Source organism: Yoonia maritima, assembly GCF_002933395.1.
GTDB classification, from domain to species: Bacteria; Pseudomonadota; Alphaproteobacteria; order Rhodobacterales; family Rhodobacteraceae; genus Yoonia; species Yoonia maritima_A.
In genome coordinates, this window is sequence record NZ_PKFN01000013.1 from 1 (window position 1) to 20,660 (window position 20,660).

Consider the following 20,660-nt stretch of genomic DNA (forward strand, 5'->3'; position numbering starts at 1 on the left):
GCGACCGTAGCACAGGCTATTTCTACAGCGCACAGGCCGGCCCAACCAGGAAAGGTTTTTAAGATGTCGCGCTCCTCCTTGAGGATGCGGTGCTCGCGGCGCAGCCGGTCATTCTCTTGGGCAAGGCTCAAATCCTCGCCCGAAACACATGCGTGTCTCGATGCGCCGTAATCCACTTGTTCAGCGTCGACATGCCAACACCCAGATCGTCAGCCACTTGCTTGCGTGTCAGCCCACTGGTCAGCGCGATGCGCACCGCATCTTGGCGGAATTCGTTCGTCGGTTTCAGTCCCATAGTCAGTCTCCTTTGCTGATGGCGTGGATGCCCCCGACCAACCGGCATCGTAAAGTGCCACTGTGGTGTTTCAGAAAGCATCAACAAAGGGAGAGTATCCATGTCAGAAGTCGCCATGATCGGCATAGACCTTGCAAAGCGTGTGTTTCAACTTCACGGGGCTTGCGCCAAAGGAACAGTTGTTTTTCGCAAAAAGCTGACACGCATTCGGCTTCTTGCGTTTATGAGCCAACAATCCGCTGCGTCGTTGCGATGGAGGCGTGTGCGACTGCGCATAGCTGGGGCCGAGAATTTGTGAAGCTTGGACATACCGTACGATTGATTGCGCCAAACTATGTGAAGCGGTTCGCTAAACGACAAAAGAACGATGTTGCAGACGCTGAAGCCATCGTTGAAGCTGCATCACGACCAACCATGCGGTTTGTAGAACTAAAGTCCGAAGCCCAGCAGGCGCGGGCCATGCTGTTTCGCACACGACAGATGTTTGTCGGTCAGCGCACTCAAACGATCAACGCATTGCGTGGCCATCTAGCTGAGCACGGCGTTGTTGCGCCACAAGGCGCTATCCAGGTCAAACGCTTGGCTGACGCAGTTGCAGATGAGACCATTAGTTTGCCTGCGGGCGTTCGAGAACTCGCCAAAGTATACCTCGTCCAAATCGAAGATCTCAGTGCTCAGATTGCAGCACTGGATCGACAGATGAAGGGTGCCGCCAAAGAAGCTGAAGCGGCACGTCGCGCCCAGACCATGCCGGGTGTGGGGCCAATCACGGCTTTGGCCATAGAAACCTTTGCGCCTGACCTTAACTGCTTTCGCCGAGGTCGGGACTTTGCCGCATGGCTGGGTTTGGTCCCCAAGCAGACCTCGACGGGCGGTAAACCTCGCCTCGGTAAGACGTCGAAGATGGGCCAACGTGAGATTCGAAGGTTATTGATATCTGGTGCAATGGCCTTTCTTCAAGCCGTTGAGCGCTTTGGCAAGCCTCATGACGGTTGGTTAATCTCCATGTTAGAACGCAAACCCCGCATGCTGGTCGGCGTTGCATTAGCGAATAAAATGGCTCGTGGCCTGTGGGCCATGGTGACGAAGCAGGAGGACTACCGAAACCCGGCAGCGATGGCATAAGCGCAATGCAACGTACATCAACATCCGGGACTTGAGTGTGTGAGGAGATCGAAGAACAGTAAGGGAAAATGATCGGAAAGATCCGGACCAGACAAAACAGTTTTACTGCAGGAGCCAATGAGCTCGATTTGTTGATCTGTCTTTGGTTCGCGCATCGCCATACCGGCCCGTGGCTGTATCAACCGCCGCAACGAGAGGCCTGATACATGACCGCATCCGATCACACACTCAAACCGTTCAGAAATCTCTTGCACCAATGGGGGCATCCATACATGCAGTAAATGCTATCAAAGGGGCGGCACGAAACCGCGACGGCCCCAAAGTGTCTACAATACCACGGGCTATTCATTACCCGCAGGTGTGATCTGAGTACTAGCAGGCCTGCGTGGCAGGAACTTTTTCTTTCTATTTTGCAGCTTTGTTGATTTTGTGCTTTTTGGTAGTCGTTGTTTGCAGATCCAGATATTCGACACAGCAAACGGAATATCATGCTAATGAAATTAAAGATCACCTTTCCTGGCCTTCTATTTGCCGGAATGGTCGCCATGGCGGCACAGTTTTTATCCGATCACTATGGCGCGCCTGTTATGCTTATGGCGATCTTGCTTGGGATCCCGTTCCAGTTTCTATCAACCGAAGAACGCACCGCGCCCGGTATCGGTTTTGCATCACGCAATGTTTTGCGCGTCGGAGTAGCATTACTGGGGGTGCGTGTTAGCGTTGATATGGTTGCGGAAATTGGGTTCGCCAATGTTGCGCTCGTTGCCTGCGGTGTGGTGTTAACCATTGCATTGGGGCTGATGATGGCCCCGCTATTCGGCCGTGATCGGGCCTTTGGGTTTCTGACAGGCAGCGCGGTGGCGATTTGTGGGGCGTCTGCGGCAATGGCGATTGCCTCGCTGTTACCCAAAGGCGAAAACAGCGAACGCGATGTGACGTTTACCGTCGTTTCGGTGACGCTTGCCTCAACGGTTGCGATGATCGCCTATCCAATTTTGATCAGCTACCTTGGCATGGATAGCCAATCCGCCGGGGTCTTTCTGGGCGGCACAATTCATGACGTGGCCCAAGTCGTCGGCGCAGGATATTCGGTATCGGACGAAACAGGTGATATTTCCACATTGGTAAAGCTGTTCCGGGTCGGAATGCTTGCACCGGTCGTGTTCATTGGGGCGCTATTCTTACGGCAGTCTGGCCAAGGGGCCGAAGGCGTACCCCTCATCCCCGGCTTTGTCATTGGGTTCTTGGTCCTTGCAGGATTGAATTCATTTGGCTGGCTACCGACATGGGCAATTCAATTCGCCGACACCGTATCGCGTGCTTGTTTGGTAACAGCTGTGGCTGCCGTTGGCATGAAAACATCATTCGAGGACCTGCGATCGGTAGGGAAATCTGCCCCGATTATGATCCTTATCCTAACTGCGGCGCTCGCCGTTTACGTGCTACTAGGCCAGCAGATGCTGACCTAGTAATCAGGTGGCTATCGGGTGGTAATCTCGACCTGAAAGCGTGTGCGCGCACCTGCGGGTGGCGCAGGGAACGGGCTGGCACGTTGCAGAATTTGCAACGCCATCTGATCCAATGCCGCGCTGCCAGAACTGCGTGCTATTTGTGCTGAGGCAAGGCTGCCGTTCGCGCCAATGCTAAACGCGACCATTGCAGCACCTCGTTCGCTGGTGCGCGGACGGCGCACACGTGAAATGCGTCGCATCACCTGTCCAGGGTAGTTTGTAACTGCTGCATTACTGACTGGTGCTGAATCCCCAGATGAGGCTTGCGATCCAGATGATACTTGGGTGGATGCCGTTTGACGATTATTTGATCCAGCGGTTGCCTGCTGGTTTGCATTGCCGCGTTCCTGTACTGGCGTTGTCCGCTGCGCAAGGTTTCTGGGACGTGCGGTTGGCCGGATGGACGTCGTTGGGGAATTGTCGATCGCTTCGGCTTCGACTGGTTCGACCGGAGTAACTGGTGGTGTCGGTGGGACTACGGGTGCAACGGTCGGCTCCACGACCTCTGGTGCCTCGGGTGCTGGGGCTGGTTCAACTTGGGCCGCGACAACCGGGTTCACACCAGTCATCGTGGCGGGCATCACAGGCGCCGGAGTGGTTGGTGCAACAGGGGCAGGGGCTGCAACCGTGGGCGTCATTACCCCAACGGCCATATCAGCGAAAGACGACCCCATCTTTGCCTCAACTGACGCACCCGCAGCTGCGATGAGAATGGGTGGAGGCGCGGCAGCAGGCCGCCAAAAAACAGCAACATGCAGCGCCATCGCCGCAACAAGAGCAACTACTTTGATACTATGAGATTGGGCAATCATTGTATGGACCGCTCGGTAGCAATGAGGACTGTTTCAGCACCAGCTTCACGCAAAGCTGCACCAATCTGTAGCAGTGTTTTCGCGGGAAGCGCTTGATCGGGAACAACCCGAACGGTTTCCGCGTCATGGGTTGCGTAATAGTCTTGGGCGCTCGCGATCGGTTGACCGTCAGCCTGCAGCGTTCCGTCTGCGTTTATAACCAACCCTTCGGGTGGCGCCGCGCTATCAAGGTCAGCGGTATTCACTAGAGTGAGCTCTGGGTCCAAAGGCGGCGCGAGAGTGCCAGCAATCAGAAAGAAGATGAGCATCAGGAAAACCACGTTAATCAACGCGATTGTTGGTTCGCCCTTTGCCTTGCGACGTCTTGGTTTCATGCTGGCACCAACACATTAAGGGTGAGATGAGGGATCATTTTGACCACGGCTAAGACATCCGTCAGGCGCTGGGCGGTTACTTCTGGCCCTAGACCGACGATTGCTGCTGTCGGTGCATCAGGTTCGCCAGCAAGCGCTGCAGGCAGACCATCAAGCGCAATCGTTTCGCCGTTCAAGCTGATTTCGTCTGATGTGACCCGAAGGAACATGGGCGTCGTTTGTGATGCAACCGTTCCGGCAGTTCCAACCGGAAGTGGGACTTCGGAGAACTTTGAAAAAGTCGAAGACAGCATGAAAAACAACAACAGCAAAAAGATGACATCAATGAGTGATGTCATCGATAGCCGGTTTTTACGTTTCTTACGCTGCATTGGCGCTTGGCTGCTTTTCGCTCCAGCTTTCGCTTGGGGCGACGACGGCTTGGATCACTTGGCCCGCAAAAACACGTTCTGCATCCATGCGCTGTTCAAACCATGACAGGACCAGTGAAGTTGGCATGGCAACCGCCAGCCCCACAGCTGTTGTCATCAACGCGACCCAAATACCGCCAGCAAGGATCGAAGGATCAACCTGATTGCCTGCGTCCTGTAGTGATTGGAATGCTGAAATCATGCCAAGAACGGTACCAAAAAGGCCCAACAGTGGTGCTAACTGAGCGACGTTGTCCAAAAAGCGAAAACCGCGTTCGAGCTTTAGGAAACGCGCCTCGGCCTCGGCCTCTAGTCGTGCAGATAGATCAGATGGTGCGGTGTCGCGCACGTAATATGCGGTGCGGATAACCGGAGCGAGATAGCTATTGCTGCGGTTCAACGCTTCAATCGCGGGCGCATGCTGGTTCTGGTCCCAAAGGTTCACAGACTGACGCAGCACAACATGGCGACCAACGCCAGCACGGTAAAACTGCCATAGCTTATACAGGGTGACAGTCACAGCGAGCACAGAGCAGGCAATCAAAATAGCGACAACCGGGCCACCAGTTTCGATAATCCCAAGAAGCGGGGCGATGAGCGTTTGAAAATCCATTATCCTAATAGTCCAATCTCGGTACGGCTGGTTAATTCCAGCGTCGTTGCGCAAACATCTGCGCCCAATTCGCCAGCTTCACATGTGCTCGCGCCATTGATGAGGATCCGGCTAAGGTCGGAACATGTCATTCCTGCGAATTCAAACTGACGAACGCGTGCGCGTCCGGCTGGTAGGTTTCCAAAATCAAGTAATGTTAGCTGCTGAACGCCGCCATCTGCGTTGAACAAGACAGCTTCGTAGGCTGCTTTGCTGATGTCAGATGGATGATCATTCTGTATCAAAAACGACAACCGACACGCGGTGTCGGTGGTTTGTGCAGTGTTCAATTCAATGTTGAGTTTTGGTTCTACCGCCACTTCCTCTGCCGCGGCGGGTGCCGCGACAGAGAGGACGATGGCGAAGTGCCAAAGTGTGCTGATACGCATGATCAGAAGGTCCTTGCTAGGGTGAGTTTTACATTGCGGCCCGGTGCGGGACGTGTGGCTTGTGCCAAGCTGGGAGTGTAGTCGACGTCAAAGGCATTCTCGACACCAAGGCGCATTTGTGTGCCTTCAAGAATACCAGACTGCGGAACATATGTAGCGCGCAGGTTGTTCACGACGTAACCGTCATACTCTGTACCATTGCGTGTGATGTCAGCGCCCACAACGGTTTCAAAGCTCAGGTCGAGTTCTTCGCCGAATTTTTTGCCAACGGCAAGAAGTAGGCTGTTGGCTGGGGTGTTGCGCCAGTCACTTGCAGTACCGGTCGCATCATAAGACGTGCCGTCAACAATGTTTGCGTTCACGTCAACGTATATACCGGTTTCCAAGGAATAGGATGCTTCGATTTCTACGCCTTCGGTTTCGACCTTGGACACGCCAGAGTACGATGTAACGTCCCAAAGTGTGGTTTGATAAACGTTGGCTTTTACGCTCAGGCTATCGCCCGATGTAATGACATCAAGATTATCAAACGACGCACCCACTTCAAAGGTTTCTGCTTTCTCGCTTTGGGTCATATACGTTGCGTTGCCCAAATCATCGAGAATTGGAAGATTTTCGGTATATGCGGCGCTACCAAATACAGCAAAGCCACTTTCAAAGGCATAGCGTGCGGAAATGCCGCCCATTACAGCGTCGTTGTCATATGTTCCATCGGTCGGTGCTGTGTCACCCTCAATATGCGAAGTTTCGGCACGCAATGCTGGGGTCAATGTAAAGCTGTCACCAAACTGCAGCTCGTCAATCAAGAAGACCGCAACCCTGTCGTCGGAGCCACCTGGTGCTGAAGAGGCCGTTAAGCGATCTTTGTGAATAAGCTCAAGACCGGATTGCAGCGTATGGTTTACGGCGCCTGTCGCAAAAAGGCTGGTGTTTTCTGCACGTAGCTTAGTTGTTTGATACTGATGGTCCGCATTAAGCAACGCAGATGTTCCACCGGACGCGTCTTCTTGCTCAATTTCTTGATCTGAATAGGACAAGGTGACGTTCAGATCGATTAGATCGTTTCCGACGGGGTTGTATTCATAGTTTAGCGCAGAAGTGATTGTATGCGTTTCACGGTTAACATACCCGAACATTGGGTTCCCGCTGAATGCATCATAAGGCACGCCTTTTTCGTCAGTGCGCGTGTCAGTGTATGACAGGGTGATCGCTTGGTCGTTGTTCTGACCAAATGTGTAGCGTCCTTTGATCAGTCCTGATGGCAGTTCAATCCCATCTTCGCCAATGTCTTCGCCAACACCATCTGTCTGAACATCAAGATAACGCTGTGTATAGTTCGCGAGGAATTCCATGTTTTCTGTCGGTTGCCACGCAAGAATGGTCGAGCTGGTCACACCGTCGCCGTTGCTAGAGAATTGCAGCGTTTCGCGTGCTTTGAACCCGATTTCACCATCAGTAAAGTCGGATGCATCTTTGGTATCAAGCTGAACAACACCGCCAACGATACCAGAACCATATGCAAAGCTGCCGACGGTTCCGCGGATGACGCTGACTGATTTGTATAGTTCTGGATCAGTGTAAAGCTGAGTACCGATGCGGTACAGTTCTTCTGATCCAACCGAAGCACCGTCTACGATGATCGCGACCTTTTGGTCGGACCCATATGTGCCGTTTGCGCCATATCCGCGAATGTTGATGCCAGAGCTTTGTGGCGTCGAACCATTGATCAATGAAACGCCCGGTACGGAATCAATTAATTCTGCAATCGTACCCGCTTGACGGTCGTCAATTTCTTCTTGATCAACCTTAGTAACTGCTACCGCTGTATCCGTTTGTACGTCCCGCTTGCTTTCTGCCAGTTCGATCGTGCCTAAAAATGTTTCTTCTTGTGCCACCGCAGCTTGTGCGACCAGCAACCCAAATACCAGGCTGGTCGTGCTTAACAACGTTGTTTTTACTTGTACTTTTGCCATTTCATTTCCCTTGAAGCTGACGGTTGCGAGGGCTTGCTGTGGGGCTGGCGGCGCATGTTTTTTGTCCCGAGGTGCGAATTATATTTGCATCTCCTGGCGCTTCGCTATTAAACCATACTAATTCTGTCAAGAATAAATCGGTGGCATTTTATGTCACCTTAGCCAGGCGGTTTTTGCATTCCCGGCCCAGCCATAACCCACTGAAATTGCACGCAAGCAAGGTGACCCATGGCCGACACAACCCTAATGACACCCGAAGACATTCGGACTCAACACGCTGAGAACCCCAAAACACGTGAACGCGACCTTGCGCACAAGTTAGGCATCAGCGAAGCTCAGATCATCGCCGCATATTGCGGGCAAGGGGCGACACGTATTGACGCGCACCCAGACAACATCATGGGCATTGCGCAGAAATTAGGTGAAGTCATGGCGCTGACCCGCAACGAAAGCTGTGTGAACGAAAAGGTTGGGGTGTACGAAAACTACCGCTCTGGTCCGCATGCGTCGATGATATTGGCAGACGACATTGACCTGCGGATTTTCCCGGCACACTGGAAACACGCGTTCTTGTTTGAAAAGCGCACAGATGAATCCATGCGCCGCAGCATTCAAGTATTTGATGCCGCAGGCGACGCCGTTCACAAGATTTTCTTGCGCGATCCGGCTAGTCACGCCGTTTGGGAAGCTGCCCGGGATAACGGCGCGAGCGAAGATCAAAGTCAGACCATCACGACCACGCCGCGTGTCCCGACAGAAACACCAAAGTCCGAACCTGAGAAACTGGATATCTTGCGCAAAGAATGGGCGCGCATGACGGATACGCATCAGTTTATGCGTTTGACCAGCAAGCTAAAGATGAACCGCCTTGGCGCGTATCGTATCGTTGGTGCGCCTTTCGTGCGACCGCTTGCCATTGATGCTGTTAACCAAGCACTAGAAGCTGCCGTCGCCAAAGAGATCGAGATCATGGTCTTTACCGGTAACCGTGGTTGCATCCAAATTCACAGTGGCCCGATCAAAACGCTTCGCCCAATGGGGCCTTGGCAAAACGTCATGGATCCACGTTTCAACATGCACCTACGCGCAGACCACATCGCCGAAGTCTGGGCTGTTGAGAAACCGACCCAACGTGGCCCTGCGATTTCGATCGAGGCGTTTGATGCTGATGGAGGCAATATCTTTCAGATCTTTGGTGTGGGCAAACCGGATAACAACCATCGCGCTGCGTGGGACGAACTGGTGAAGGGGCTTCCGGGTCTCAAGCAAGCGGAGACAGTATAATGCGCATGCACATGAAAGCGGCGGCACTGGCCGCATTTACGGCTGTTGTACCTAGCTTCGTACAAGCCGAAGAAACCCAAGGCATCGTGTCCATTGGCGGTTCGATTACCGAAATCATTTATGCGCTTGGTAAGGGCGACCAACTGATCGCGCGCGATACAACGTCCAGCTTCCCAGCGGAGGCGAATGATCTGCCTGACGTTGGTTACATGCGCGCGCTATCCCCCGAAGGCGTTCTTTCGGTGTCGCCCGGGCTCATCGTGTCTGAAGACGGCGCGGGACCGCCGGAAACAATAGACGTGCTAAAAGCCGCGGACATTCCGCTTGTTATGATCACCGACGAATTTTCGCGTGCGGGGATCGTCACCAAGATCCGTGCAGTGGGTGAAGCTGTCGGCGCAACGAACGAGGCCGAAGCGCTTGCTGTGGATGTCGATGCGCAACTGCAATCTGCTGAAGAAACGGCAACGGCCCGTGCCGGCGACACCCCCAAACGCGTCTTGTTCATCCTAAGCACTCAAGGCGGCCGCATTATGGCATCAGGTCGGAACACAGCAGCGGACAGCATTATTTCAATGGCCGGTGCCGTAAATGCCATCACTGAATTCGAAGGGTACAAGCAACTCAGCGACGAAGCCATCAGCGTTGCCGCACCCGATGTCATCTTGATGATGGACCGTGGCGGCGATCACGGTGCGGACAATTCTGAACTGCTATCGATGCCTGCCATTGTCACGACGCCAGCCGCTGAAACTGAGTCTGTTGTGCGCATGAATGGCCTTTATATGATTGGCTTTGGTCCTCGTACGGCCGACGCTATTCTTGAGCTAAGCGCCGCTCTTTACGGAGAGTAACGATGACTGTCGCTGACAATCTAACCATCCCCATTCAACGCGAGGATCGGCGGGTAAAGGCCCGTCGTGCGCATATTTGGCTCGCTGCTTTGTTGGCCGTTACGGCAATTCTTAGCCTCGCGACAGGCCCAACGGGTACTTCGCTTTGGGGTGCGCTGGGCAAGCTAATCACTGGCGAAGAATTAACCACAATGGAGAGGGTTGTCCTATGGGATATTCGGCTTCCAAGGTTGATCCTTGGTATGGTTATCGGCGCGTCTCTGGCGGTGTCCGGGGCTGTGATGCAGGGCTTGTTCCGTAACCCGTTGGCTGACCCAGGTCTTGTCGGAGTAGGAGCAGGCGCGGGGCTTGGCGCGATTGTTGCGATTGTTCTTGGTGCGTTGCTGCCGATTTGGCTACGCGATATAGTTGGCAACTACCTCGTGTCATTCTCGGCCTTCTTTGGGGGGTGGCTATCTACAATTATCTTGTACCGCGTATCGACGCGACGCGGGCAAACGTCGGTGGCAACGATGCTGCTGGCGGGGATCGCACTTGGTGCACTGGCAGGGGCGGTTTCTGGAATCTTGGTCTATATGGCCGATGATCAACAGCTACGTGACCTCACCTTTTGGGGCATGGGGTCGCTTGCTGGGGCAACCTGGGCCAAGGTTATCGTCGCCGCTCCACTGATTGGGATTGCTGTCGTCGCATCATTCTTTTTGGGGCAGGGGCTGAATGGGCTGGCCTTGGGCGAAGCCACGGCTGCCCACCTTGGTATCTCGGTTCAACGGTTGAAATCTGCGGCAATTATGATTGTCGCCGGCGCAACCGGCGCTGCGGTCGCTGTCTCTGGCGGGATCGGTTTTATCGGGATCGTCGTGCCGCATCTGCTGCGGTTGGCCACGGGGCCAGACCATGACACGCTTTTGCCAAATGCGGCATTGCTTGGCGCGACTTTATTATTGGGGGCAGACATCATCAGTCGCCTGATCATCGCCCCAGCCGAGCTACCTATTGGGATTGTCACTGCCGTGCTTGGGGCGCCCGTATTTTTGTGGATTCTCTTGCGGCGTCGTGGATTGGTGGAGTTCTGATCAATGATTGAAGCGACAAACATCAAAGTCAAAATCGGCAAAGCCGCAATCCTAGATGGCGTCAATTTTACCGCAGAGCCGGGCAAAGTGACCGCAATCGTCGGACCAAACGGGTCAGGAAAAACGACCCTATTACGGGCGATTACCGATGAAATCCCTTGGACTGGGCAGATATCAATCAACGGCAAGTCAATTGGTGATTATAAGGCTTGGGAACTGGCCGCGGTGCGCGGCGTGCTTCCACAAGCAGCAACTCTGGCTTTCCCATTCACTGTGATCGAAGTCGTCCGGATGGGGCTGACTTCTGGCGTGCATGGCAACAAAGATGGGCTTGCATCGCAAGCATTGGCGCGCGTTGGCCTATCCGGTTACGAAGACAGGTTTTTCCAAGAATTATCGGGCGGGGAACAGCAACGCGCGCATCTTGCACGGGTCTTGTGCCAAGTCTGGGAGCCGGTATTGGACCGCCAACCCCGCTGGCTGCTGTTGGACGAACCGGTTGCAAGCCTTGATATCGGGCACCAGCTGTTGATCATGCGGTGTTTACAGGATTATGCCAGACGCGGTGGGGGTGTGATCGCTGTCATGCACGACCTAAACCTGACCGCCATGGTCGCGGATGCCGTCACAATCGTGGCGCGTGGACGGGTTGTCGCCCAAGGCGGTGTACAAGATGTGCTTAACGATCAATCGTTATCATCAGCGTATGATTGCACATTACGGACAAATACGCCTCCTATATCAGATATGCGATATGTCTTGCCCCAAGCCGCAGAGACTGCGGGCTCATAGGACAAAACCGAGCGACGACTAAAAGTAAAGGTCCGCGAATGTTGTGTCCAACAACACAAGCGACCCTTCGTCGCCATAAGTAACAGTTAGGTCTCCGTTTGACGATGCGAACGAGATTGGACCATTAACCTGAATGCTATCGCCTTCGGCTGAATCAAAGTCGATGACAGTGCTTATACCAGACGAACCAACAAAGATATCGGCACCGGATCCACCCACCAACGTGTTTGCTCCGGCACCACCATCAATGATGTCGTCGCCTGACTGGCCGTGTAAAAAGTCATCTCCATCACCGCCGCTGATGACATCATCGCCTGCACGTCCGAATATGCGATCTTCGCCGTCCTCACCCGATATCGTATTGCTAGCAATGTTGCCTAAGATGCTGTTGTCCCAAATATTGCCAACAATTTCGGCGTCTTCTTCACCTGTGACAAGAACGCCATCTAGGATTTCGCCCATAACAGAAGAGGCGGTAACCGTTGCACGCTCCCACCCGTCGCCACCTTCTATGACGTCATAGGGGCTTTCGTCGTCGGCATCATCGGTGTCAGCTTCGTCTACCTCGGTGTCCGTTTCTTCAACGATTTCCTCAGTGACGGGTTCGGCGATTTCTTCGGTCTCTTCGACCTCTGGCTCGGCTTCTTCTGTGACGTCATCAGTATCAGTGTCATCAACGCCAGTGTCGACGTCGTCTGTCGCGGGTTCAGGTGCGTCTTCTACTTCTTCCTCTTCGGGTTCAGCTTCTTCGACCTCTGTTTCCTCATCTTCAACGACTTCATCGATGACTGGCTCTGGCTCTTCTTGTGTTTCTTCGAGCTCAGGTTCAGGTGCGGCGACTTCTTCCTCTTCGATTTCTGGCTCGTCTTCCTCTGTGGGCTCTTCTACTTCGCTACTGTTTGCGGGAACTGCGACATGTGGTTGAATAGACGCGAATTCTCTTTCTAAGTTGCCAAAGATGACTGTTTCGAACCTTGAAAGACGTGTCACGTTATCGCCGTTCGATACGACCAAAGTGTCGCCATCCCAAGCAGTGCTATAGCTGTCTTCGGATAGCTCAAACACAACGGTGTCGCGGCCTGACCCGCCAGTAAGAGTATCTTGACCGCCAGATGCATAGACAATATCTGCGCCTGTCCCCAAATCCACGACATCGTTACCTGCGCCGGTATGGACGATATCTGCACCCGCATTCATCGACATAGTTGATCCGGTGTCTGCGGCGGTGACTTCTTCAGCTCGGACGGTGCCGACCACTGTTGAGAAGGTTACATCGTTTGCGCTGCGATCTGTCGGCGCGCCGTAATGTGTACCATCGTTAAAGAACACTGTGGGCGACATGTATTCTGTTTCGTCGCCTATGCGTGTCGAACTTTCAACGGTAACGGTATTGTTTTGATCAAGTCCGCCATGAAAGTTGATATCACGGTTGGTATTGACGACTTCAATCGTGTTGCCAGACGCAGATGTATAGCTAGCAAAGACCACTGCATGCCGCGTGTCTGTGATCGATAGATCAGTGAACGAACTATCGTATACGTCGCGAATCCAGATACCGTAGCCGTTGCCACCATCACCTTTGTCATGTGCGCCGTCGATAATAACGTCGCTCATATCCAAATTAGTAGAATTCCCGACGGTAATGCCGTGCGAAGAAGAGTCTAACGCAGCGATATCTGTCAAAACTGCATTGCTCGTGCCTGCAACCGATATCAAAGTTGCCCCAATGTCGGTTTTCATCACATTTGAAAACTTGCTTGGGTCAGCTTCGCCCCATGATCCAACGATCGTAAAGCCCGACAGCGTATTATCTTCGATGATATTGCGTTCTTCGACGGTTGTAATGTCTGGGTCAAAATCAAACGGAAGTTCCGTATCGAACGCGACCGTATTTCCGCTCACCTCTGTAATCTCGACCAGTACGGTCCTAAGCGACGAATCCCTTTGCCAATCTTCATCACCGATTTCTTCGAAGAATTCGTCAGTGTTTTCTTGGGTGATGTAAATGAAGTCACCAACGCTTAGGCCATGCCCAGATTCCAACGTTATTTCGGTTTCGCCAGCGGATGCAGATTGCGCCAGATCATGTGTGTCGATGATGTCGGGTTCGAATGTATCGTGACCAAGCTGAATGGCGGCGTCATCGGCCAGCCCTTCTGCGGCAACAATGATTGTTTCTTCGCTACCTGCACCCACAAGCGATATGTCACTTCGGTCAATGACAAGCGTTTGGGTTAACGTATACGTCCCCGCCTCCAGATGAATTGTGGTGCCAGATTCAGCTGAATCGATCAACGACTGTAGCTCAGCTGTTGAAATATCGGCGGTTGTGTAAACGTTCGATGATGGCATCACCAATTCCTCTATCTCTGAAGAAAACAAGTCAGAATCAGTAACACGCATGACTCGGTTCAATTAATTTCACTGTACGACTTAGTGGAAAAATCTAAAGCGTGTCCGTTGATGGGGGGGCTTAAACCCACGTAATCGGTGGAAATCCGCCACATTGTCCACGGTTTGCAGAAAGAACTAGCGCTGTCTCGGCCTTAAGGATCATAACTTGCACAATGCATTTAGCGGTTCACCTTTCGTGGGGGGAGGTCCGGACCAGCGGTCGAAAATTTAAATGGTGAGTCCACAAGTCGAAAGTTTCGGCAATTTTTTGTGTGGCATCGCGTGTGCTCTCGTAGGTTAAAACTCTGGGAGGAGGGTGCGCGGAAGGTTATAAGGAACGTAGTTGTGAACAAATTCGACAACCATAGTATCTCGACGCTTGTGAGCGACGAGAAGGCCAAACGGCGTGTACTTATTACCGATAGAAATCCCGTTCTAGCAGAAGTTCTAGCAAACGAGCTGAATCTGACAGGTGTTCTTGACTGTACCTTTGTGCCTCACGGGGTTCAAATTATTGATGAGATTACGGCGTGTCGTCCTGATGCCTTAATATTTGATCCTGCCGATATGGAGCTATCAAAGCAAAGCGACATTCTCGAGCTGGGTCGCAATATTCGCCGTGCCAATCCGACAACGCGGGTTTTGGGTTATAGTTTCAAAACGACCAACAGTATGGTTCGTGGCATGCTGGATGCGGGTTTTTGCGGCTGCATCTCAAAGAATGCAAATTTGCGGCAGTTGGCGATCGCATTGGCGGTGATTCTTGATGGCGGCATCTACTTTGATGATGCTTTCGGCGCACATCTGCGCCCGATGCTGGCCGAAACAACTGACGATGACGGGCTGAGCGAACGTGAGAAAGAAGTACTTGTCGGGTTTGCCCGTGGATTGAGCGCAAAGCAAATCGCACATGACCTGAAAATCAGCAACAAAACGGTTGATACCTACAAGGCACGCGCAAGCCAAAAGTTGGACCTGAACGATCGGGCCCAACTCGTCGGATACGTGCTTGAACAAGGCTGGATGACCTAGCCGCCTTCAAAACGCCACATTTTTAGACGGTTTACAATGCAGGTGCAGCATAGCTGCCACCTGCATTTTGCATATCTGGCATTCATTTTTATCCACAGTAAATCAGTGGTTTAGGCAAGGTTCCGCCAAAAGGTTAATGAATCCTTACAGTGTAGGGATTTTTCCTGACTGGTGAATCTTCTGCAATGCGGCAATTTCAAGGCGAAGCAAATTACTGCGAGGAAACAATGGCACGTATTAGTATTTTTGGAATCGGCTATGTCGGTGTTGTCGCGGCTGGTTGTCTGGCTAAAGACGGCCACGACGTTATTGCAGTCGATGTCGATCCGGGCAAAATTAACGCGATTAATGCGGGTTTGTCCCCTATTGTGGAAAACGGTCTAGACGACCTTATTAAAGATGTTGTCGCCGCTGGCCGCCTAACCGCCACCGACGATGTGGAATATGCAGTTAACAACACTGATGCATCATTCGTATGTGTCGGCACCCCAAGCGCCCCTGACGGGTCAGTTGGTCTGACATACGTTGATGTGGTTTGTCAAAACATTGGTGAGGCGCTCGCGAAAAAGGATGCATTCCACTCGGTGATTATCCGGTCGACCATCGTTCCGGGCAGCTGTGAAAACACATGCATCCCGACGCTCGAGGCGGCATCGGGTAAGAAAGCAGGCACTGGTTTCGGCGTTGGCTATTACCCTGAATTCCTGCGCGAAAGCACTGCGATCGAAGACTATTATGATCCGGGCCTGATCGTGTTCGGCGCGCTGGATGATGGCACACGTGCGATCCTGACCGAGCTAAACGAGAACCTGAACTGCAAAATCCACACCGTGGATCTGCGCACCGCAGAGATGGTGAAATACACATCTAACACATGGCGTGCGGTCAAAGTGACCTTTGCGAACGAAATCGGGAACATCGCCAAATCATGCGGCCTTGATGGCCAAGACGTGATGGAAATTCTGTGCTCCGATCTTAAGGTAAATATGTCGCCCTACTTTATGCGGCCTGGTTTTGCCTTTGGTGGGTCTTGCCTGCCCAAAGATGTTCGCGCGCTGCGCCATCTGGCAGCCGAAAACAACACCCCTGCCCCGCTGTTGAATGCCGTCCTTGATGCGAACGAAGCGCAGATCGTCAAAGCGGAACAGATGGTCGCGTCTTCTAAGGCGTCAAAAGTAGGCTTTGTCGGGATCAGCTTTAAACCGGGTACAGACGACATGCGCGAAAGCCCGTTGGCTGAACTTGCGTCGCGTCTGATCAAGTCCGGCGTTGCTGTCGAAATCTATGACCCATTCGTGCACGAAGCCTATGCAAACGATAACTCGACTGCGGGTCGCGGTAACGATGTTGTTCCTGATCTTAAGGAACGCCTGAATCCGAACCTGACGGCGATGATCGACGGATCAGACATGATCGTGGTTGGTAATATCTACAAAGATACGCTTTCTGAACTTGATGCGGCTATCAGCAACAAACCAATGGTTGACCTGACGCGCATCAGCCGTAACCGGGTGTCCGGTGGTGGCTATGATGGGATTTGTTGGTAATCCGTCATGCTACAAGCCCTCAGCCACATCGCGTATCTTTCCGTCATTGTCATGCTAGCCGCGCTTGTCCCGGCAGGGCTGCTTGGCGACGTGAAAGAAGCCGTTGTTGTGCTGGGGGTTCTTGGCGCTTGGCGGTATACGTGGGCGTCTATTAACTTTACGCGGGCCGCCATCTTCCGGTGGTATAGTTATCCGCGCCGCAAGGCTCGCGCACATGCGCGCTATGCGGATCGTACGGTTCGTGCCCACGCATATTTCCTGACCACATCTTATATGATCGAAAGTAGCGTCACGATCCCGGTTTATCGCAGTATCTTTCTGGCTGCGTCAAAATCCGAAAATGGTGCAACCATCGTGTCATCTGTCGTCGATGGCGCTGATGAGCGGTTGATCCAAGATATTTTTGCCACGATGCAGGTCGATATGTCTTCAGTAAAACTGATTATCGACCGCATTCCCGGGACTGGTAAGCGTGACGCTTTGGCCAAGGCGTTGAATATCATTGCGCGGGAATGCCCGACTGCAAACGATATCGTTCTTTTCGTCGATGGCGACAGCTGTGTTCCCGAAGATATTGTTGCGCAATCGGCACCAGTTTTCACGAACCCGAAAATTGGTGCGCTTACCACTGACGAAGAAGTCGAGATCCCGCAACCCGGTCTGTTCCGCGATTGGTTCGAACTACGCTTTGACCAACGCCAAGTGATGATGTGTTCTATGGGTTTGGGTAACCGCGTACTGACCCTGACCGGCCGCATGTCCGTGTTCCGTGGTGATCTGGCGACTGACCCTGATTTCATCAATTCCGTCCAACACGACTTTATTGACCACTGGCGCTTGGGTCGGGTGAATTTCCTGACCGGTGATGACAAGTCAACGTGGTACTGGCTGATGAAGCACGGCTACCAAATGGCGTATCTACCTGATGTGGCCAGTTCTTCGATGGAAACACAGCCAAAGCCAACATTTGTCGGTAGCGCCACAGCTCTTATGGTGCGCTGGTTTGGCAATATGCTGCGCACCAATGGCCGCGCGCTGGAATTGTCCCCATCACAGATCGGTTATTTCACCTGGTGGTCTATCCTTGATCAGCGCCTTTCCATGTGGACCACGCTCGCTGGCCCAATCTGCATGGTCGCTGCAGCAATCTTTTTCGACCCAATGGTGATCCCGATCTACATCGCCTGGGTCATGTTGACCCGTTACGTGTTTTGTACAGCAATTTGTTTATTCCGTGGCCGTAGTTTTCCCATTGTTTACACGGGGTTACTGTATTTCGGCCAATTGTTTGGAGCGGCGGTCAAAAGCTATGTTTTGTTCCGGCTGGACCGCCAAAAATGGACACGTCAGGCAAGTGCCGGTTCGTCGGGCGTCCGCCGTCCTATTGGTGAACGCATCCGCGCTGCCAGCTCTGCTTACCTGCACGTCTTAACTCTTGGATGGCTCACGATCGCCGCCCTGTACCTGACCGGCGTCGTCTAAATCATATCGAAGTATTGGAAATCACGATGAGCGAAACACAACCAACACAGCCAACGAGCCCCGACACTTCTGTTTCTGGCGGCTTCATCTATGAAAACGAACATCCGCAACTGCCGATCCCGTTCACTGCACGGGTTGGCGACCGCCGGCTTGAAGGGAATTCAATCTCGATCACGCAAGCGCTTGTTTCTGGGCTAATGCCGCCGAACGGGAACATGCAAAAATGCCCGGTTGCGCTTCAGTTCGACTTTGAAGGTTTTTCTGTAAACCTGTTTCTCGAAGCAAATGTTCTAAAAATTGGCGCACCCGATAGCCCTGAATACAGTCTTCAGTTCTGTGACCCATCCGGCAGCCACCTTGCGCCGCTGCGTTACATTATGAACAGCCACTTGGCGGGTGATCTGGTCACAGTTGGTCGCTTTTTGGGCTACACGGGGCCGACACAAGTTAAGCCCAAGAAACCCGTTGAAAAGCCGCGCCTCACAGAACGTGTTGGTCGTACGGTCCGTCAGGCGGGGATCATCGTCCTAAGCCTTTTGCTTGTTGCGATGGCTGCAAACGTAGTGCGCGAGCGGGTCATCTTTAACTATGAACCTCGTCCTGTTGTGATCAGCCAAAGCGGTGAAACGCTGCGCGCGACCTCTGCCGGGCAGATCACCTATATCAACGAGGCGGCAGGCGTTGGCGACGTTGTTTACTCAATCGGTGCCAACTCTGGTGATCTACTTAGCGTGCGGATGCCGTGTGACTGCACCATGCTGCCATCCCCCGATTTCTACGAAGGTGCGACCATCCTTGCGGGCGCGCCATTGGTGAAACTTGTCGGCCAAGATGCCGAAATCGAAGCCAATACCCAAATCAGTTTCGAAGGTGCCGCGCGTCTACTTGCTGGTGACACTGCCGAACTGGAACTTAGCGACGGCCGTGTTGTCCCTGTGACAGTTAGCCTAGCTGAAACTGCTGAAGGTGCGCGGGCGAACGACTATATCGCCGCCCAAATCACCATCAGCGACGAAACTGCGGCACAGATCGCCGTAGGCGAAACTGCACGGCTCCGGTTCCGACGCCAACTGCTGCCAAACGCATTAAACAGCGCCCTTTAAACATACGAAGGGCATCATCACCGGCTCAAAATGAGCCGGATTAATTTCCCTAACAGCCTAACAAAAACGGGCTCTAACTAGGAATTTTAGACCGATGCAAGATATTAGACCGATTATCCTATGTGGTGGAACTGGTTCACGCCTTTGGCCAATGTCCCGCACCCAAAGCCCTAAACAGTTTCAACCTGTTGGCGGCCCCGGGTCACTTACATTTTTCCAAGCGACAGTGCAGCGTCACCGTTCTAAAGGCTTTGGTAAGCCTGTCGTTGTCACCGCGATGCAACATTACCACACGGTTCAGCAGCAGCTGACCGAACTGCAGTGTGACGCGACAATTATCTGCGAACCAATGGCGCGCAACACCGGGCCTGCTGTTTTGGCTGCGGCGATGGTATTGGCAGAAGAAGACCCCAAAGCATTGATGCTGATCCTTCCAGCTGACCATATCATCGAAGGTAACTTGAATACGCCGATCCTTGCTATGCGCCAAGCTGCAAGTGACGGACGTATCGTGACATTTGGTATTACCCCAACTTACCCAGAAACAGGGTATGGCTATATCACTGACGGCGGCGCGTTTTCGAACTATGCAGGTCTGCACAGCGTTGCAGAATTTGTCGAAAAGCCGCCGCTTAGCAAAGCGTCTGCCTTGGTTGGTACTGGTTGCGCCTATTGGGCGTCTGGTATTTCATTGTATTCCACTAAGACGATCATCCAAGAATTCACGCGTCTTGATAAGCCGTCGTTGAATGCCGTAACCGAGGCCGTGTCTAAAGGTGAATGGGCTGACAATTGCCTGAAGCTGCACGCGGATAGTTTCCGCAAGGCAACGAACGAACCAACTGAACGCGTTATCTTTGAACGTGCGAAATCGGTCGCATTCGCGCCGCTTGATGTTGAGTGGAGCGACGTCGGCTGCTGGACCTCGATGCATGCGATTGGACATGGGGATAAGGATGGCAACGTTCTGACCGGGGATGTGATCTCGGTGAATTCTAAAAACACATTGGTACGCGGTGACAAACGGCTTGTTGCGGTGGTTGGTGTATCTGATGTGATCGTCGTGGATACGCCTGATGCTGTGTTGGTGACTGCACGCGGTCAATGCCAAGACGTGAAAAAGGTTGTCGAGACACTGAAATCAGAATCGCGTCGTGAATCCGTGCGCCATTTGGCACGCGAACACCAATGGGGCCAAAGTCACCATGTCATGACATCAAAAGACCATGACATGACCATGCTTAGCATCAACCCCGGTTCTTCAATCACCGTTGATCCGCTGCCTGGTCGCCAGATCATCGCAGGTCGCGGTGGATTGTCTGTCTTTGATGGTCTCAGCAACCGGACATTGGGCAAGGGCGAACGCGCCATGCTTGATGTGCTGGATCGCACAAAGCTGACCAACACGTCGTCAGATAAGATTGACGTTATCATGGTGACGTTGAACTCTTCGATTTCGACGTCATCTGTACCGATGGACGCTGCGCTCAATGCCTAAGCGGCGCACGCATATCACCTTGGCCTCTGGCCTGACTGCATTGTTCTGTAGTGTTGG

18 protein-coding genes and 1 pseudogene are annotated in these 20,660 nt (G+C 52.9%); 11 read left to right on the plus strand and 8 right to left on the minus strand.

The genetic code is table 11. The features are described 5' to 3' along the window. A pseudogene (locus CYQ09_RS16095) lies at window positions 1-295 on the minus strand (transposase); the annotation flags it as partial. A gap of 27 nt (window positions 296-322) precedes the next feature. Here CYQ09_RS16095 and CYQ09_RS16100 point away from each other — a divergent pair. Both CYQ09_RS16100 and CYQ09_RS16105 read left to right on the plus strand, forming a co-directional pair. Next, window positions 323-1,420: an IS110 family transposase gene (locus tag CYQ09_RS16100; RefSeq protein WP_239495987.1), complete on the plus strand. Its 1,098-nt coding sequence runs from the start codon at window positions 323-325 to the stop codon at window positions 1,418-1,420. A gap of 494 nt (window positions 1,421-1,914) precedes the next feature. Next, the gene (locus CYQ09_RS16105; protein WP_239495979.1) at window positions 1,915-2,889 is read left to right on the plus strand and encodes a YeiH family protein; all 975 of its coding nucleotides are present in this window, start codon (window positions 1,915-1,917) and stop codon (window positions 2,887-2,889) included. A gap of 11 nt (window positions 2,890-2,900) precedes the next feature. On the opposite strand, the gene CYQ09_RS16110 is transcribed toward CYQ09_RS16105, so the two are convergent. The 6 genes from CYQ09_RS16110 to CYQ09_RS16135 are packed head-to-tail and all read right to left on the minus strand — an operon-like array spanning window position 2,901 to window position 7,541. Continuing rightward, the gene (locus tag CYQ09_RS16110; protein ID WP_106746422.1) at window positions 2,901-3,743 is read right to left on the minus strand and encodes an energy transducer TonB family protein; all 843 of its coding nucleotides are present in this window, start codon (window positions 3,741-3,743) and stop codon (window positions 2,901-2,903) included. Continuing rightward, window positions 3,740-4,117: an ExbD/TolR family protein gene (locus CYQ09_RS16115; protein WP_106746423.1), complete on the minus strand. Its 378-nt coding sequence runs from the start codon at window positions 4,115-4,117 to the stop codon at window positions 3,740-3,742. Before CYQ09_RS16115 ends, CYQ09_RS16110 begins: the two co-directional genes overlap by 4 nt. Further along, window positions 4,114-4,488 carry an ExbD/TolR family protein gene (locus CYQ09_RS16120; RefSeq protein WP_106746424.1) on the minus strand — a complete coding sequence of 125 codons (375 nt, stop codon included), beginning with the start codon at window positions 4,486-4,488 and terminating at the stop codon, window positions 4,114-4,116. Before CYQ09_RS16120 ends, CYQ09_RS16115 begins: the two co-directional genes overlap by 4 nt. After that, window positions 4,478-5,140, minus strand: a complete 663-nt coding sequence (locus CYQ09_RS16125) for a MotA/TolQ/ExbB proton channel family protein (protein ID WP_106746425.1) — start codon at window positions 5,138-5,140, stop codon at window positions 4,478-4,480. Before CYQ09_RS16125 ends, CYQ09_RS16120 begins: the two co-directional genes overlap by 11 nt. Continuing rightward, the gene (locus tag CYQ09_RS16130; RefSeq protein ID WP_106746426.1) at window positions 5,140-5,568 is read right to left on the minus strand and encodes a hypothetical protein; all 429 of its coding nucleotides are present in this window, start codon (window positions 5,566-5,568) and stop codon (window positions 5,140-5,142) included. Before CYQ09_RS16130 ends, CYQ09_RS16125 begins: the two co-directional genes overlap by 1 nt. A gap of 2 nt (window positions 5,569-5,570) precedes the next feature. Then, window positions 5,571-7,541 (minus strand): TonB-dependent receptor plug domain-containing protein, encoded by a 1,971-nt coding sequence (locus CYQ09_RS16135; protein WP_106746427.1) that lies wholly within the window; start codon window positions 7,539-7,541, stop codon window positions 5,571-5,573. A 228-nt stretch (window positions 7,542-7,769) separates the two neighbouring features. On the opposite strand from CYQ09_RS16135, the gene CYQ09_RS16140 reads away from it, so the two are divergent. Genes CYQ09_RS16140 through CYQ09_RS16155 form a run of 4 tightly spaced genes read left to right on the plus strand, consistent with a single transcriptional unit; the run spans window position 7,770 to window position 11,547 of the window. Further along, complete coding sequence (locus CYQ09_RS16140) at window positions 7,770-8,825, plus strand: hemin-degrading factor (RefSeq protein ID WP_106746428.1); 1,056 nt, start codon at window positions 7,770-7,772, stop codon at window positions 8,823-8,825. A 5-nt stretch (window positions 8,826-8,830) separates the two neighbouring features. Beyond that, window positions 8,831-9,679 (plus strand): heme/hemin ABC transporter substrate-binding protein, encoded by an 849-nt coding sequence (locus CYQ09_RS16145; RefSeq protein WP_430383357.1) that lies wholly within the window; start codon window positions 8,831-8,833, stop codon window positions 9,677-9,679. Window positions 9,680-9,681: 2 nt separating this feature from the next. Continuing rightward, on the plus strand, window positions 9,682-10,755 hold the full coding sequence (locus tag CYQ09_RS16150) for a FecCD family ABC transporter permease (protein WP_106746430.1): 1,074 nt from the start codon (window positions 9,682-9,684) through the stop codon (window positions 10,753-10,755). Between the two features lie 3 nt (window positions 10,756-10,758). Next, the gene (locus CYQ09_RS16155; protein WP_106746431.1) at window positions 10,759-11,547 is read left to right on the plus strand and encodes a heme ABC transporter ATP-binding protein; all 789 of its coding nucleotides are present in this window, start codon (window positions 10,759-10,761) and stop codon (window positions 11,545-11,547) included. Window positions 11,548-11,565: 18 nt separating this feature from the next. Here CYQ09_RS16155 and CYQ09_RS16160 read toward each other — a convergent pair whose 3' ends face one another. Further along, window positions 11,566-13,950 (minus strand): hypothetical protein, encoded by a 2,385-nt coding sequence (locus CYQ09_RS16160; RefSeq protein WP_106746432.1) that lies wholly within the window; start codon window positions 13,948-13,950, stop codon window positions 11,566-11,568. 336 nt (window positions 13,951-14,286) lie between these two features. Between CYQ09_RS16160 and CYQ09_RS16165 the strand changes: the two genes are divergently transcribed. The 5 genes from CYQ09_RS16165 to CYQ09_RS16185 all read left to right on the plus strand — a co-directional run bounded on the left by CYQ09_RS16165 (window position 14,287) and on the right by CYQ09_RS16185 (window position 20,603). Continuing rightward, the gene (locus tag CYQ09_RS16165) at window positions 14,287-14,973 is read left to right on the plus strand and encodes a response regulator transcription factor (protein WP_162617702.1); all 687 of its coding nucleotides are present in this window, start codon (window positions 14,287-14,289) and stop codon (window positions 14,971-14,973) included. A 227-nt stretch (window positions 14,974-15,200) separates the two neighbouring features. Beyond that, window positions 15,201-16,520 carry a nucleotide sugar dehydrogenase gene (locus CYQ09_RS16170; RefSeq protein ID WP_106746565.1) on the plus strand — a complete coding sequence of 440 codons (1,320 nt, stop codon included), beginning with the start codon at window positions 15,201-15,203 and terminating at the stop codon, window positions 16,518-16,520. 6 nt (window positions 16,521-16,526) lie between these two features. Continuing rightward, entirely contained in the window at window positions 16,527-18,002 is a 1,476-nt protein-coding gene (locus tag CYQ09_RS16175) for a glycosyltransferase (protein WP_106746434.1), read from the plus strand. Window positions 18,003-18,028: 26 nt separating this feature from the next. Then, the gene (locus CYQ09_RS16180) at window positions 18,029-19,105 is read left to right on the plus strand and encodes a hypothetical protein (protein ID WP_106746435.1); all 1,077 of its coding nucleotides are present in this window, start codon (window positions 18,029-18,031) and stop codon (window positions 19,103-19,105) included. 94 nt (window positions 19,106-19,199) lie between these two features. After that, the gene (locus CYQ09_RS16185; RefSeq protein WP_106746436.1) at window positions 19,200-20,603 is read left to right on the plus strand and encodes a mannose-1-phosphate guanylyltransferase; all 1,404 of its coding nucleotides are present in this window, start codon (window positions 19,200-19,202) and stop codon (window positions 20,601-20,603) included. Window positions 20,604-20,660: the final 57 nt, after the last annotated feature.

What these genes read in the sequence shown, in the direction of transcription:
- CYQ09_RS16100 (WP_239495987.1), top strand. Translation starts at nt 323, where the DNA reads ATGCCCCCGACCAACCGGCATCGTAAAGTGCCACTGTGGTGTTTCAGA.
- CYQ09_RS16145 (WP_430383357.1), top strand. Translation starts at nt 8,831, where the DNA reads ATGCACATGAAAGCGGCGGCACTGGCCGCATTTACGGCTGTTGTACCT.
- CYQ09_RS16130 (WP_106746426.1), bottom strand. Translation starts at nt 5,568, where the DNA reads ATGCGTATCAGCACACTTTGGCACTTCGCCATCGTCCTCTCTGTCGCG.
- CYQ09_RS16170 (WP_106746565.1), top strand. Translation starts at nt 15,201, where the DNA reads ATGGCACGTATTAGTATTTTTGGAATCGGCTATGTCGGTGTTGTCGCG.
- CYQ09_RS16125 (WP_106746425.1), bottom strand. Translation starts at nt 5,140, where the DNA reads ATGGATTTTCAAACGCTCATCGCCCCGCTTCTTGGGATTATCGAAACT.
- CYQ09_RS16150 (WP_106746430.1), top strand. Translation starts at nt 9,682, where the DNA reads ATGACTGTCGCTGACAATCTAACCATCCCCATTCAACGCGAGGATCGG.
- CYQ09_RS16155 (WP_106746431.1), top strand. Translation starts at nt 10,759, where the DNA reads ATGATTGAAGCGACAAACATCAAAGTCAAAATCGGCAAAGCCGCAATC.
- CYQ09_RS16160 (WP_106746432.1), bottom strand. Translation starts at nt 13,950, where the DNA reads ATGCGTGTTACTGATTCTGACTTGTTTTCTTCAGAGATAGAGGAATTG.
- CYQ09_RS16105 (WP_239495979.1), top strand. Translation starts at nt 1,915, where the DNA reads ATGAAATTAAAGATCACCTTTCCTGGCCTTCTATTTGCCGGAATGGTC.
- CYQ09_RS16115 (WP_106746423.1), bottom strand. Translation starts at nt 4,117, where the DNA reads ATGAAACCAAGACGTCGCAAGGCAAAGGGCGAACCAACAATCGCGTTG.
- CYQ09_RS16175 (WP_106746434.1), top strand. Translation starts at nt 16,527, where the DNA reads ATGCTACAAGCCCTCAGCCACATCGCGTATCTTTCCGTCATTGTCATG.
- CYQ09_RS16135 (WP_106746427.1), bottom strand. Translation starts at nt 7,541, where the DNA reads ATGGCAAAAGTACAAGTAAAAACAACGTTGTTAAGCACGACCAGCCTG.
- CYQ09_RS16180 (WP_106746435.1), top strand. Translation starts at nt 18,029, where the DNA reads ATGAGCGAAACACAACCAACACAGCCAACGAGCCCCGACACTTCTGTT.
- CYQ09_RS16110 (WP_106746422.1), bottom strand. Translation starts at nt 3,743, where the DNA reads ATGATTGCCCAATCTCATAGTATCAAAGTAGTTGCTCTTGTTGCGGCG.
- CYQ09_RS16140 (WP_106746428.1), top strand. Translation starts at nt 7,770, where the DNA reads ATGGCCGACACAACCCTAATGACACCCGAAGACATTCGGACTCAACAC.
- CYQ09_RS16185 (WP_106746436.1), top strand. Translation starts at nt 19,200, where the DNA reads ATGCAAGATATTAGACCGATTATCCTATGTGGTGGAACTGGTTCACGC.
- CYQ09_RS16120 (WP_106746424.1), bottom strand. Translation starts at nt 4,488, where the DNA reads ATGCAGCGTAAGAAACGTAAAAACCGGCTATCGATGACATCACTCATT.